Source organism: Frigoribacterium sp. NBH87 (assembly GCF_014217665.1).
Classification (GTDB): Bacteria; Actinomycetota; Actinomycetes; order Actinomycetales; family Microbacteriaceae; genus Frigoribacterium; species Frigoribacterium endophyticum.
This window is the reverse complement of the sequence record NZ_CP043650.1, coordinates 2775928-2788144: the sequence shown is the minus strand read 5'-3', so window position 1 is coordinate 2788144 and position 12217 is coordinate 2775928. Positions and strand designations below refer to the sequence as shown.

Sequence of the window (12217 nt, the reverse complement as noted above, 5' to 3'; positions counted from 1 at the left end):
TGCCCGACCGTGCAGGCGGGCGTGCCAGGCTCGTCGCATGACGTCATCGACCGCCCCGCACGGCTTCGGACCCGACCACGCGTTCGACGGGCGGCCCACGCTCACCCGGCACGCACCTCCGGGGTTCCGCCTCACGACGGCGAGCCGCGTGATCGGCCACGGCGACGACGACTTCCGACGGGCGGCCGACGCGGTACTGCGGTTCGAGGTGCACCGCGGCTCGGGCTTCCTGCCCGAGCAGGTGCCCGAGCGCGCCAGGGTCGGCGACGTGAACGTCTGGGCGATCCCGGTCGGCCCGCTGCGGTCGCGGGTGGCGTGCCGCGTCTTCGCCGTCGTCGACGACGAGCGCACCGCCGGCTTCGGCCACGCGGCGCTCGTCGGCCACCCGCAGCGCGGCTGGGAGAGCTACCTCGTGCACCAGCACCACGACGGGCGCGTCACCCTCGACATCCGGGTCGTCTGGCGCCCGGCGGCCTGGTTCATGCGCGCGGCCGGGCCGGCCGCGCGGCTGGCGCTCGGCACGGTGCTGCACCGCAACCTGCGCGCGCTCGACCCGGTGCTCGCGGCCTGACGCCCCCGACGCGACGCCTCGACGCAACGCCTCCGACGCGACGCCCCTGACGGGACGCGCCTGGCGTGGCGTCGCGCCCCGGCCGCCGCCCCTGCCAGACTCGCCGCATGCGCATCAGCAGCGTCACCGTCGGACTCTCGGTCAGCGACCTCGTCGCGGCCCGGTGCTGGTACGAGTCGGTGCTCGACGTCGACGGCCCCCAGCTCGACCCGGTCGAGGGCATCGTCGAGTACGACCTCGGCGGCTGCTGGCTGCAGCTCGGCGAGGAGGCCCCGACCGGCTCCGCGACGGCGGTGCTGCGACTCGGCGTCGACGACGTCCACGCCGAGCGGGCCCGGCTGGTCGAGCTCGGCCTCGAGCTGCCCGAGGTCGTCCACGTGCCCGGCGTGCTCGACGTGGTCGACTTCCCCGACCCCGACGGCAACCACCTCAGCCTCTACACGCTCGTCGACTGACCGGAGCACGCCCAGCGGCGTCATCGGGGGCGGTGCGAGACTGGTCCCTCCGCGTCGGCCCTCGGCGCGGTGACGACCCCGAGGAGGCGCGTGGCCCGCACCCAGGAGCGCGACCGTGACGAGTCGAGCACGCACGTCACCGTGCAGCGCGTCGAGCGCGGCGACCTCTACGTCCGCGTCAGCACCATCGGCACGACGGGCGAGCGGCCGTTCGTGCTCGTGCCCGGCATCGGCGTCTCATCGGACTACTTCGAGCGCCTCGCGCCCGACCTCAACCGCTTCGGCCCGGTGCACGCCCTCGACCTGCCCGGGTTCGCCGGTGTCCCCCACCCGGGCGAGGCCCTCGATATCTCGCAGTTCGCCGACCTCGTCGGCGCCGTCATCGACGACCTCGGCCTGACCGACCCGATCGTCGTCGGGCACTCGATGGGCACGCAGATCGTCACCGACCTCGCGGCGCGGCGCCCCGAGCTGTCGACCCTCGTGCTGATCGGCCCGGTGATCAACCCCGCCGAGCGCCGTGTGCTGACGGCGGGCCGGCGCTTCGTCCAGGCCGCGTGGCACGAGCCCGGCCGGGTCAAGGTGCTCGCCCTGCGCGCCTACCTCGCCTGCGGCGTGCACTGGTTCTCGCAGGTGCTGCCGAAGATGATGACCTACCCGATCGAGGACGTCCTGCCCCGCGTGCAGGCCGACACCCTCGTGATCCGCGGCGAGCACGACGCCGTCGCGCCGCGCGCGTGGGTGGAGCGCGTCGGCGAGCTGCTGCCCTCGTCGCGCCTCTGGGAGATGCCGGGCGCCGCGCACTCCGTGATGCACGCCCACGCCCAGGAGGTCGCGCGCCTCTGCGTCGAGCACGCCGAGAAGCCCGTGCACCGCGACGAGGGCCGCGTGCTGCACGAGTACGTCGACGCGGGCGACGGCGACGAGCGCCGTGACTTCCGGCCCACCCTCGGCGAGTCGCTGGCCGCGGCCGGCGCGAGCCTCCGCGAGGGCCTCGCGATCGCCCGGGGCGACGACGCGGGCATCGCCGAGGCGAAGACCGACCACGCCGAGGCGATGCAGGCCGCCTTCGACCGGGCCGAGCGCGACCACGACCGCCGGCACGACCACGACCACGACTCGGGCGCCGAGCACGACGGGGACGGCGACCCGGGCGCCGACCCCCGGAGCACCGAGCACGACGGGGACGCGCGGCAGGGCCGCACCGAGCGGGGCTGACCGGCCCGCGGGAGGCGCGGCGCGACTCCTACGAGCCCGTGACGGTCAGCCAGATGAGCGCGACGTTGAGGGCCACGACGACGACCGCACAGGCCCAGGCCGCGACGCGCGTGGCCCTCGCGTTGACGCCCGTGCCCATGAGGCGGGCGTCGCTCGTGGCGATCACGAGCGGGATCAGCGCGAACGCGATGCCGAAGCTCAGCACGACCTGGCTGAGCACGAGCAGCCAGGTCGGGCTGATGCCCGTGGCGAGCAGCACGAGCGCCGGCACCAGCGTGACCACCCGGCGGACGAACAGCGGCAGGCGCACGTGCAGCAGGCCGCGCATGATCTCGGCGCCCGCCATCGCGCCGATCGACGTCGACGCGAGGCCCGAGGCCAGCAGGCCGACGGCGAACAGGACGCCAACGACCGGCCCGAGGGCGTCGGCGATCGCGTCGTGGGCGCCGGGGATGGTGTCGGTGCCGGTGCGGCCGGGCAGGGTCGACGCGGCCAGCACGAGCATGGCGATGTTCACGCCGCCGGCGATGACGAGGGCGAAGACGACGTCCCACCGGGTGGCCCGGAGCACGCGACGGCGGTCGGCGCCCTCGGTCACCGTGCCGTGGTGGTCGCGCACGAGCGCGGAGTGCAGGTACACCGCGTGCGGCATCACCGTCGCCCCGAGCATCGACGCGGCGAGCAGCACCGACTGGCTGCCCTCGAACCGCGGCACGAGGCCGGCGAGCATGTCGCCCGCCGACGGGGGCGAGAAGAGCAGGCCGGCGCAGAACCCGATCGTGAGGACGGCCAGGAGCGCGATGACGATCGTCTGGAAGACGTGGCCGCGGCGGTAGCGCGTCAGCATCAGGAGGCCGAGCGACACGGCCCCGGTGATCAGGCCGCCGACGACGAGCGGCACGCCGAAGAGCAGCTGCAGGGCCAGCGCCCCGCCGATGATCTCGGCGACGTCGGTCGCCGCCGCGACGACCTCGGCCTGGCCCCAGAAGGCGAGCCGGCGCTTCCGGCCCAGCCGGTCGCCGAGCACCTCGGGCAGCGACCGGCCGGTGACGATGCCGAGCTTCGCCGACAGGTACTGCACGAGCACGGCGATGGCGTTCGCCGCGACGAGCACCCAGAGCAGCAGGTACTGGTACTGCGCGCCGGCGGTGAGGTTGGCGGCGACGTTGCCGGGGTCGACGTAGGCGATGGCCGCGACGAACGCGGGGCCGAGCAGGGTTCCGCGGGGCCTCGGGAGCGCGACCGCGGGGGGCTGGTCGACCCGCGCCTCCCCGGGGGCGTCGTCGTCACGGCGGCGGGCGTCGATCGTCGGCATGCGCTCGACCCTACACAGGTTTCGGGTAGCCGAACTTCTTTGTTCACAGGGGTTGCGGGATACGACCCCTGCGAACTATGGCCGTCCGCGATGAGGCGAACAGAAGTCGAGCGCGACCATTCATCGGCCACCCGACCCGATGGGCCGAGACCGAAGATCGAGCCCTCAAGACCAGGTCTCCTCGTGGATGCGCGAGGGTTGCAGAACATCAGAATGTCAATGTAGAACGGTCTGACCAGACAAGAACGGAGATGACATGAACATCAGGAGTTCAACGAAGATCGCGGTGGTCTCGCTCACGACCATCGGCAGCCTGATCCTTCCCGTCAGCGTCACGTCAGCCGCTGCTACGCCCCCTCGAGAGACAACGCCGGCCGTCGCCGATGTCGCATCGGGGATGGCGGCCCTCGCCGACGCTCCTGCCCTCCCGGCAGGAACGGTGGAGACCCTCATCGAGGCGAACCAGGACGTCCTGGCGGCCCGCAGCGGCGTCGGAGCCGACGTGCCGGGAGCCATCGGATGGGATCTCGGTGCGGGGAACGTCGTCGTCCGCCTTCCCTTCTCCCCCGCAGGCGGCCTGAGGCCAGAATCGGCAGTGACGGCACAGTTCGCTCCCGGCGAGGACCCCGTCGTCATGGAGGTGGTGCTGACGGAGCGGTCGGACACGTCAGGTCGTGTCGAGACTTGGGTGAACGGCACCAAGATCGTCGACGAGGTGGTCAGCGACTCATCGGCACCTGTCAAGCAGGCGAAGGGGGCCAAGTGGGACCGCTTCGTGCAGTGCCTGAACAACGCAGGCGTTCCTGCATGGATCGTCACAGGCATCAGCCTCGCCTGTTCGGTGGCATGTGCCGCCACCCTCGGGGTGGGATGCGCCGTGTGCCTCGGCGCCGCGGCGGCAGGCTTCAGCGGCACCGTCAGCTTCTGCATCGCGTGGGCACGCGGATGACCGAGGCGACGCGGCAGCGGGCCCGCGTCCCAGCCAGGTTCGTCGTGAGCATCCAGTCAGGGCTGGCCGCACTGTCCCTCGCTCTAACGACCATCTTCCACTGGGGGCCCCTCGGCTGGGGAGCCACGGCTGCACTCCTCGCCTCGGCGCTGGTCACCGCCGTCGTCACGATCGGTCGCCGCCGTCACCGACGGTGAGCGGACCAGGCCACCGCTACACCGAGACCGCCCGCCCCCGAAGAGGGAGCGGGCGGTCTCGGCGTGGCAGAGGGGTCGGGGCTACTGCGTGGCGACCGTGATCGTGGCGACGCCGACGAGCATCTCGTCCTCGACGGCCTCGGTGCCGAAGGTCTCGTTGAGCAGCGAGGCGGCGGCCGGGCTGACGTGCACCGTCGTGCCCTCGAGCACGGCGTTCGAGCCCTCGGTGCGGAGCGGCTCGAGCGTGCCGCCCCAGAGGTTGAACAGGTACGCGTGCTCGGCCGCGACCGTGCCGTCGACCGTCACGTCGCCGTAGAGCTTCGACTCGCCGGGGTCGATGTCGAAGTCCGTCAGCTCGACGACGGTGCCGTCGGCCGCGGTGAGGCTGAGGCCCGAGCCGTCGTGCTCGATGAAGCCCTGCACGTACGGGCGCACCTCGCTGTCGGGGCCGTAGTAGTCGACGTTGCCGCCCGTGATCGGGAACGAGAACGTGCCGCCGGTGAAGGTCGCCGTGCCGACGACGCCGGGCGTGAGGCCCAGCGTGCCGAGCGCGTCGACGAACGACGCGTCGACGGCGACCTGCGTGTCGACGCCGCCCGCGAGGCTCGGCACGCTCGCGGCCGGGGTCTCGGCGACCGACGAGCCCTCGCGCTCGTCGGGCTCATTGACGGGGTGGGTCGGGGCCGTGTTGTTGCTCTCCGAGTCGGAGGTCGACGAGCACGCGACGAGCGTGAACGCCAGAGCGCCAGCGGCGACGACGCCGAGCGTCGTCCGGACGAGGGAGGAGCGGTCGAGGTGGCGCATGGTGGTTCCTTGTCTCTGTGGTGGGGTCGTGCGGGGCACCGGTCGGTCAGACCTGGTGCTCGGGGATGAAGCGGTCGACGCGGCGGTGCCAGCGCTGCCCGAGGACGCCGCCGAGGAGCGCACCCAGGAGGCTGAGGACGAGCACCAGGCCGAGGAAGATCAGGCTCTCGACCGACATCGAGGTCAGGTCGTCGACCGTCGGCACCATGGAGTTCGGAGAGCTCTGGTCGCCCGCCTGGACGGCGACGACGCCGACGACGACCGAGGTGACGATCGTGATGACGAGCCCCCAGAGCCAGGTCGCGAGCCCCTGCTTGAGACCCGAGAAGCGGGCCACGCGAGAGGCCGTGTAGCCGCCGACGAGGTAGCCGACGAAGACGATGACGAGCACGCCGATGCCGACGACGAGCGAGAGCACCGGGCCCTGGTCGGCGAGCGTCTGCTGCAGCGCCAGCGGCGAGGCGCTGGGCGACGAGCCGACGACGACGGCCGCCATGATGGACGCGAGGATCGAGAACAGCACCACGCCGAGGCCGGTCGCGGCGAACCAGCCCAGCAGGCCGGCGCCGAAGCGCATGCCGCCGAACTCCTCCTTCTGCTCGGCGAGGAGGTCGCGGCGGAGGCCGACGCGGTCGATGTCGCCGTCGTCGGTGGTCGGGTAGCCGCCGGTGCGGTCGCGCTCGACCGCTCCGGTCGGGGTGCGGCCCGCCGCGGGGGCGGGGGTCGTGCGGGCGTCGCCGATCCGGCCGTCGTCGGAGCGGGCGTGGGCGGCGGCGGCACCGGCGCCCGCCGCGGCGGCACCGGCACCCACGGCCACGGCGCCGTCGCGGGAGTCGCGGTCGCGGTCGGCGTCGCGGTCGCCGTCGCGCTCGGAGGAGTCGCGGACGGGCTCGGCGCGGGCGGCCTCGGCGGCACGGAGAGCCTCGTCGTCGTGGAGCGGACGACGCGGGCCGTCGTCGTCGGAGGACGACCCGGCCGACCAGGCGCGCGCGCCGGGGGCGACGGGGGCCACGACCGGGGGGACGGTCGCGTCGTCGCGGCGGTCGGCGTCGTCGCGGCGGTCGGCGTCATCGCGGCGGTCGGCGTCGCCGTCGTGGCGAGCGTCGTGGTCGCGGTCGTCGCTGCTCAGCGGTGCGATGACCTCCGTCTCGCCGTCGCGGTCGACACCGTCACGGCGCTCGGCCTCGATCCGCTCGGGGTCGACGCTCGCGTCGCCGTCGATGGTCGTTCCGCGGCCGTCGCCGGCGTCGACGCGGCGACCCTGGTCGCCTCCCGGCACCTCGGCGGCCGCGACGGAGCCGTCGGCGGTCGTCGGGGTCGCCTGGTCGTCGGCGAGCGACGCGGCGGGCGGGAAGAGCTCGCCCCGCGGCTCGACGCCGTCGTCGTGGCGGCCGGGCTCGTCACCGGTGACCGGCAGGGCCCGCGTCGCGGAGTCGGAGCCGTCGTGCTCGTGGTCGGCGGGGTCGCGGGCAGGCTCGGCGGGGCCGCCGAAGTCGACGGCGGGGGCCGACGCGTGCTCGCCGTGCTGCTCGCCACGCTGGTCGTCGTGCTGGTCGTCCGCGGGGTCGCGGGCCGGCTCGGCCGGGCCGCCGAAGTCGACGGCGGGGGCCCCGGCCTCGGGGCGGCCCTCGTCGACGCGTCCCTCGGCGTGGTTGTCGGTGCCGTCGGCCCGGGGGGATCGTTCGTCGGTCATGGTGCGCTCCTCGTGTTCGGGGACTCGTGCTCAGGTGCCGGCATCGACGACGTCGCGGGGGTGCGGGCGTCGGACGCCTGTGATCTCGCTGAACGGTACGCCCGTCTCCTCCCAGAAGCCGGGACGCCCCGCCCTCGGGGGGCGGACCGGTACCGTGGGAGCGACCGCCTGACGCGACCACCGGCCGCCGACCGAGACGAGGACGTCCCATGACCGAGACCGCAGACACCGCGCCCGCAGACGCCGCGACCACAGCACCGACCCCCGGCGGCGAGCCGTCCTCCCGCCCCGACGGGCGGCGTCGCCCGAAGCCCCCGGCCGACATCGCCCGCAGCTGGCTGCTCGTGCCCGGCACGGCGCCCGACCGCTTCACCCCCGCGGCGGCGTCGCGGGCCGACCAGATGGTGCTCGACATCGAGGACGCCGTCGACCCCGCCCGCAAGCCGGCCGCCCGCGACGACGTCGTCGCGTGGCTCCGCGACGGCGGCGAGGCCTGGGTGCGCATCAACGACCGCTCCACCGACTTCTGGTCGGACGACGTCGACGCCCTCCTGGGCCTGCCCGGCCTGCAGGGCGTCATGCTCGCCAAGACGGAGGCGCCCGAGCACGTCACCGAGACCTTCGACCGGCTGGGAGGCGCGGTGCGGGTGCTCGCACTGGTCGAGTCGGCCCTCGGCATCGAGGAGAGCCCGTCGATCGCCAAGGCCCGCGGCGCCTTCCGCCTCGCCTTCGGCAGCGGCGACTACCGCCGCGACACCGGCACCAGCGCCGACGACCTCGCCATGGCCTACCCGCGCTCGCGCCTCGTGGTCGCGAGCCGCATCGGCGGCCTGCCCGGCCCGATCGACGGCCCGACCGTCGGCAGCAGCCACCCGGTGCTCCGCGAGCAGGCGGGCGTCGCGGTCGCGCTCGGCCTCACCGGCAAGCTCTGCCTCGACGTCGAGCAGCTCCCGGTGATCAACGAGGTCATCAGCCCGACGCCCTCCGACGTCGCCTGGGCCCAGGACTTCCTCGCCGACTTCGAGGGCCGTGGCCGGGTCATCCGCGACGGCAGCGACCTGCCCCGCCTCGGCCGGGCGCAGAAGATCGAGAAGCTCGCCACCGCCTTCGGCGTCGCCCCCGCGAGCTGAGCCCGGCGCAGCACCCGAGGAGGCGCGTCCCCGCACCGGGGGCGCGCCTCCCTCGTCCTCCGGGCTGTGGATGTGTCGTCAGGGGTTGACGAACGACTGTCAGCGACATATCTTCGACACATCGCGGAATGGTCCGCGACACTCGACCCCGAGCCGCCCGGCGACACCGCCCGTGGCCTCCGCCCGGTCGAGACCCCTGACCGGAAGGACGTGCCCCCATGGCACAGCAGCACGAGAACGACCAGCACCACGACCACGACCGCCGCTCGCACGACCCGCTCGCGGGCGGAGCGCGCTTCGGCCGCCCCTTCGGCCGCTCCGGCCGCCCCGGGCCGGGCTTCCCCGGCTTCGGGTTCCCCGGCTTCGGCGGTCCGGGCTTCCCCGGCCCCGGCGGCCCGCACCGCGGCGGCCGGGGGCGCGCCCGCCGCGGCGACGTCCGCCTCGCGATCCTGTCGCTCCTGGTCGACGCCCCGTCGAACGGCTACGGCCTGATCAAGGCCATCGCCGAGCGCACCGACGGCGTCTGGAAGCCGAGCCCCGGCTCGGTGTACCCGACGCTGCAGCAGCTCGTCGACGAGGGCTTCATCGTCGACGGCGTCGAGACCGCCACCGACGCCAAGGGCGAGTACTCGCTGACCGAGTCCGGCCGTGCGTACGTGGCGGAGCAGGCCGACGCCATCGAGGCCGCCTGGGCCGCCACGGCCGGCGACGCCGAGGGCTCGGACGAGTTCCGCGAGAGCCTCGGCAAGCTCTTCGGCGCGGTCCAGCAGTTCCGCACCGGCGTCACCGACGCCCAGCGGGCGGCCGCGACGGCGAAGCTCGACGAGACCCGTCGCGCCCTGTACGCCATCCTGGCCGACTAGCGACGGCGGCCCGGCCGGTGCCGGGCACGCGCCACCCCGGGGAGGCGCGGTGCAGCAGCCCCTGCGCCGCGCCTCCTCCGTCGTCCGCCCGGGCGCCGCGGCCCCCGGGCGGATGTCGGCGGCCGGGTGCACCATGACCCGTGAGGGGCCGAGGGGCCCACCGGCAGGAGGCGCGGATGACGACCACGGGCGACCAGGACGCACGTCAGGGGCTGGACGGGGCAGGCGGCACCGACACCGGCACCGGCACCGGCGACGCCGCAGAGCCCGTCGACACCGACCTCGCCGGCCTCGACCCGGACGGGCCCGAGGCCGCCTCGGCCACGGGCTACGACCCCGGCTTCCTCGCCGTCGGCGTCCCGCTGCCCGACACCGGCGGCCGCGTCGTCCGCGAGCTGCCCTACGCGCACTTCACCGTGCTGCTCGACCCGGCCCGGCGCCTGGCGGCGCTGACCGCGGTCAACGTCGACGGGAGCTCGCTGATCGACCTCGAGCGGGGCGACGACTGGCACCTCGACGAGCGCGTGCCCGCCGACGAGCAGTGCGGCCCCGAGGTCTACGCCCGCAACGACCTCGACCGCGGCCACCTCGTCCGCCGACGCGACCCGGTCTGGGGCTCGCCCGCCGTCGCCTCCCGCGCGAACCGCGACACGTTCTCGTACACGAACGCCGCGCCGCAGGCCGCCGACTTCAACCAGTCGGCCGAGCTCTGGCTCGGCCTGGAGGACCAGGTGCTGCAGTACGCCCAGGTGCACCGGCAGCGCCTGACCGTCTTCACCGGGCCGGTGCTGCTCGACGACGACGCTCCCTACCGCGGGGTGCGCATCCCCCGCAGCTTCTTCAAGATCGCGGCCTGGGCGACCCGGGGCGGTGCCGCGCTCCGCACCGCGGGCTACCTGCTCGACCAGGGGCCCGAGCTCGACGGCGTCGACCTCGAGGCCGCCTTCGCCCGGGCCCACGAGGCCGGCGACCCGCCGCCCCTGGGCGAGTACCGCACCTTCCAGGTGCCCGTCCGCGACATCGCCGCCCTCACGGGGCTCGAGATCGCGCAGCTCGCCGAGGCCGACTCCCTGCAGACCGTGCCGACCGTCCAGCCACCGGAGGGGCTGCGCCCCGGCTGGGTGCCGCTCACCTCGGTCGATCAGCTGACCTTCTGACCCGCCCCGCGCCTCCGGGCCCCGCGTGGCATCATCGACCTCCGTGCCCGACCTCGACCCCGCTGACCTCGACCCCGCCGTGCGCGACCCCGCGGGGCGTGACGAGGGCGGCCGACCGCTGACCGTGCTCGTGCCGCGCGACCACGACGCCCTCCCCCGGGGGTCGTCGTCGTGGCGGGCGATCCGGGCCTGGTTCGCGGTGCCCGCCACGGCGGCCCTGCCCGAGGCCGCCGCCGTGCAGCACCTGTTCACCGACCCCGAGCTGCACTGGGCGCCCGGCCTCCGGCGGGGCACCCTCGCCGTGCTGCCCTCCCCCTCCGCCTTCACGCGGGCGCTGCTCGCCTGGGAGTGGTCGATCGACGCGGCGGACTTCTCGGTCAGCTCGGCCGAGCCCACGGGCTGGTCCGCCGACGAGACCCGCGCCGTCGAGGCCTGGCTGCGCGCCGCCGCCGCCGCGCTGGAGCAGCAGAGCGACCGCATCGACGACGACGTGCGACGGGTCGTCGACGACGTCGCCGCGGGGCACGACGAGACCCGCCCCGCCGCCGCGGAGTCGGCCCGCCGCGCGGAGTCGGCCCGCGTCGGGGACTCGGCCCGCCTCGTCGAGGCGCGGCTCGGCACGGGGGTCGAGGGTCCCACCGCCGGGGCGGCGCACCCCCGGGTCGACGTCGTGCTGCCCGCCTCCGACGACCCGGGCCGTGAGGTCTTCGTCGACGCGGCGGACGGCACCGAGCTGGGCGAGCGACGGACCGTCGCCGTCGACGGCGAGGCGGCGGCCTTCCGCTACACGGTCGCCGACGGCGTCGACGACGTGACCCCGCGCGAGCTCGCCCGGTGGCACGACCAGCACCTGCAGCGACAGCTCCTCGCCGACGACGCCCGGCAGGCGGCCGTGCACGTCGTCGCGGGCATCGCTCCGCCGGCGTCGGTCGGCTACGGCGCCTAGCGGCTCAGCTCGACGTCGACGACCGCCACGAAGCGGCTGCCGACGCCGTCGACCTCGGTGCGGACGACGCCCTCTGCCGGGGCCGGCAGCTCGTCGGCGTGGTGGTCGTCACAGCTGAGGTGCGTCCACTCGGGCCACCACTTCTTCGGCCGCGCGGCCTCGTGGTAGCCGCAGACGACGCACGACAGGTCGACCCAGACGGGCTTGCCCGTGCGGTTCGCGCGGGACTGCACCAGCCAGGCCGGCGGCGACTTCTCGAGCTCGAGCAGCTCGTCGACCGTGAGGCGGGCGGGGATGCCGTGCCGGGCGGCCATCTCGAGCGGGATGTCGAGGCGGAGGGCGGCGTCGCGTCGCGTGATCACGGTGCCCACCCTAACCGGCGTGCTGCTCCGCCCCGACGAGCACCTTCTCGAAGCAGATCGACTGCGGGATGGTCGTGACGTAGGGCTCGTAGGTGGGGATGCCCGTCCAGCCGGTCTTCTCGTACAGCGCCACCGCGTCGGGCTGGCGGTCACCGGTCTGCAGGATCATCCGCGGGGCGCCCGCCGCGCGGGCGTCGGCCTCGACGCCGGCCATCAGGAGGCGCCCGATGCCCCGGCCGCGCTGCTCACGGTCGACGATGACGCGCTTGACCTCCCACTCGCCGCCCCGGTCGTAGAGGGCGGCGTGGCCGAGGGCCGTGCCGCCGGGGTCCACCACGAGGAGGGTGGCGCGGACCTTCTCGGGGTGCACGAGGAGAGCGGCGTCCCGCGCGGCCACGACGTCGTCGGGGTCGGGCTCGCGGCCCGCGCTGTAGACCGCCGACATCTCGGCGTCCATCCGGGCGCGGAGCTCGGCGGCGCGGGGGTCGTGCCAGTCGACGTGCTCGAGGTGGACGGGGGGCAGGGCGGCAGCGTTCGACACCTGTCGATCTTGCCAC

Annotated in this window: 14 protein-coding genes; 9 read left to right on the top strand and 5 right to left on the bottom strand. The window is 74.8% G+C overall.

Features of this window, described 5'->3' with window-relative positions:
* The first annotated feature begins 37 nt into the window (after window positions 1-37).
* The 3 genes from F1C15_RS13025 to F1C15_RS13015 all read left to right on the top strand — a co-directional run bounded on the left by F1C15_RS13025 (window position 38) and on the right by F1C15_RS13015 (window position 2244).
* Entirely contained in the window at window positions 38-571 is a 534-nt protein-coding gene (locus F1C15_RS13025; RefSeq protein WP_185231684.1) for a DUF1990 family protein, read from the top strand.
* 107 nt (window positions 572-678) lie between these two features.
* Window positions 679-1026, top strand: coding sequence for a VOC family protein (locus F1C15_RS13020; RefSeq protein WP_056052831.1), 348 nt, complete (start codon window positions 679-681; stop codon window positions 1024-1026).
* A 90-nt stretch (window positions 1027-1116) separates the two neighbouring features.
* Window positions 1117-2244: an alpha/beta fold hydrolase gene (locus tag F1C15_RS13015; protein ID WP_255465262.1), complete on the top strand. Its 1128-nt coding sequence runs from the start codon at window positions 1117-1119 to the stop codon at window positions 2242-2244.
* A 28-nt stretch (window positions 2245-2272) separates the two neighbouring features.
* On the opposite strand, the gene F1C15_RS13010 is transcribed toward F1C15_RS13015, so the two are convergent.
* Window positions 2273-3559 (bottom strand): Nramp family divalent metal transporter, encoded by a 1287-nt coding sequence (locus tag F1C15_RS13010; protein ID WP_185231682.1) that lies wholly within the window; start codon window positions 3557-3559, stop codon window positions 2273-2275.
* 256 nt (window positions 3560-3815) lie between these two features.
* On the opposite strand from F1C15_RS13010, the gene F1C15_RS13005 reads away from it, so the two are divergent.
* Together F1C15_RS13005 and F1C15_RS13000 are read left to right on the top strand one after the other, a co-directional pair.
* Entirely contained in the window at window positions 3816-4508 is a 693-nt protein-coding gene (locus tag F1C15_RS13005; RefSeq protein ID WP_185231680.1) for a hypothetical protein, read from the top strand.
* A gap of 44 nt (window positions 4509-4552) precedes the next feature.
* On the top strand, window positions 4553-4705 hold the full coding sequence (locus F1C15_RS13000; RefSeq protein WP_185231678.1) for a hypothetical protein: 153 nt from the start codon (window positions 4553-4555) through the stop codon (window positions 4703-4705).
* 81 nt (window positions 4706-4786) lie between these two features.
* On the opposite strand, the gene F1C15_RS12995 is transcribed toward F1C15_RS13000, so the two are convergent.
* Window positions 4787-5509, bottom strand: a complete 723-nt coding sequence (locus F1C15_RS12995) for a hypothetical protein (RefSeq protein WP_167258365.1) — start codon at window positions 5507-5509, stop codon at window positions 4787-4789.
* A gap of 46 nt (window positions 5510-5555) precedes the next feature.
* Window positions 5556-7202 carry a hypothetical protein gene (locus F1C15_RS12990; RefSeq protein WP_185231676.1) on the bottom strand — a complete coding sequence of 549 codons (1647 nt, stop codon included), beginning with the start codon at window positions 7200-7202 and terminating at the stop codon, window positions 5556-5558.
* Between the two features lie 209 nt (window positions 7203-7411).
* Between F1C15_RS12990 and F1C15_RS12985 the strand changes: the two genes are divergently transcribed.
* The 4 genes from F1C15_RS12985 (at window position 7412) to F1C15_RS12970 (ending at window position 11298) form a co-directional block, all read left to right on the top strand.
* Window positions 7412-8332: a CoA ester lyase gene (locus F1C15_RS12985; protein WP_185231674.1), complete on the top strand. Its 921-nt coding sequence runs from the start codon at window positions 7412-7414 to the stop codon at window positions 8330-8332.
* A 218-nt stretch (window positions 8333-8550) separates the two neighbouring features.
* Complete coding sequence (locus F1C15_RS12980; protein ID WP_185231672.1) at window positions 8551-9195, top strand: PadR family transcriptional regulator; 645 nt, start codon at window positions 8551-8553, stop codon at window positions 9193-9195.
* A gap of 176 nt (window positions 9196-9371) precedes the next feature.
* Window positions 9372-10352, top strand: a complete 981-nt coding sequence (locus F1C15_RS12975; RefSeq protein WP_185231670.1) for a DNA/RNA non-specific endonuclease — start codon at window positions 9372-9374, stop codon at window positions 10350-10352.
* Window positions 10353-10377: 25 nt separating this feature from the next.
* Complete coding sequence (locus F1C15_RS12970; RefSeq protein ID WP_185231668.1) at window positions 10378-11298, top strand: hypothetical protein; 921 nt, start codon at window positions 10378-10380, stop codon at window positions 11296-11298.
* Here F1C15_RS12970 and F1C15_RS12965 read toward each other — a convergent pair.
* Both F1C15_RS12965 and F1C15_RS12960 read right to left on the bottom strand, forming a co-directional pair.
* Window positions 11295-11660 carry a hypothetical protein gene (locus tag F1C15_RS12965; RefSeq protein WP_185231666.1) on the bottom strand — a complete coding sequence of 122 codons (366 nt, stop codon included), beginning with the start codon at window positions 11658-11660 and terminating at the stop codon, window positions 11295-11297. The two genes, F1C15_RS12970 and F1C15_RS12965, sit on opposite strands and share 4 nt — an antisense overlap.
* A 10-nt stretch (window positions 11661-11670) precedes the next feature.
* Window positions 11671-12201, bottom strand: coding sequence for a GNAT family N-acetyltransferase (locus tag F1C15_RS12960; protein ID WP_255465261.1), 531 nt, complete (start codon window positions 12199-12201; stop codon window positions 11671-11673).
* Window positions 12202-12217 lie beyond the last annotated feature (16 nt).

What these genes read in the sequence shown, in the direction of transcription:
- F1C15_RS12985 (WP_185231674.1), top strand. Translation starts at nt 7,412, where the DNA reads ATGACCGAGACCGCAGACACCGCGCCCGCAGACGCCGCGACCACAGCA.
- F1C15_RS13010 (WP_185231682.1), bottom strand. Translation starts at nt 3,559, where the DNA reads ATGCCGACGATCGACGCCCGCCGCCGTGACGACGACGCCCCCGGGGAG.
- F1C15_RS13020 (WP_056052831.1), top strand. Translation starts at nt 679, where the DNA reads ATGCGCATCAGCAGCGTCACCGTCGGACTCTCGGTCAGCGACCTCGTC.
- F1C15_RS12980 (WP_185231672.1), top strand. Translation starts at nt 8,551, where the DNA reads ATGGCACAGCAGCACGAGAACGACCAGCACCACGACCACGACCGCCGC.
- F1C15_RS12990 (WP_185231676.1), bottom strand. Translation starts at nt 7,202, where the DNA reads ATGACCGACGAACGATCCCCCCGGGCCGACGGCACCGACAACCACGCC.
- F1C15_RS12995 (WP_167258365.1), bottom strand. Translation starts at nt 5,509, where the DNA reads ATGCGCCACCTCGACCGCTCCTCCCTCGTCCGGACGACGCTCGGCGTC.
- F1C15_RS13005 (WP_185231680.1), top strand. Translation starts at nt 3,816, where the DNA reads ATGAACATCAGGAGTTCAACGAAGATCGCGGTGGTCTCGCTCACGACC.
- F1C15_RS13025 (WP_185231684.1), top strand. Translation starts at nt 38, where the DNA reads ATGACGTCATCGACCGCCCCGCACGGCTTCGGACCCGACCACGCGTTC.
- F1C15_RS12975 (WP_185231670.1), top strand. Translation starts at nt 9,372, where the DNA reads ATGACGACCACGGGCGACCAGGACGCACGTCAGGGGCTGGACGGGGCA.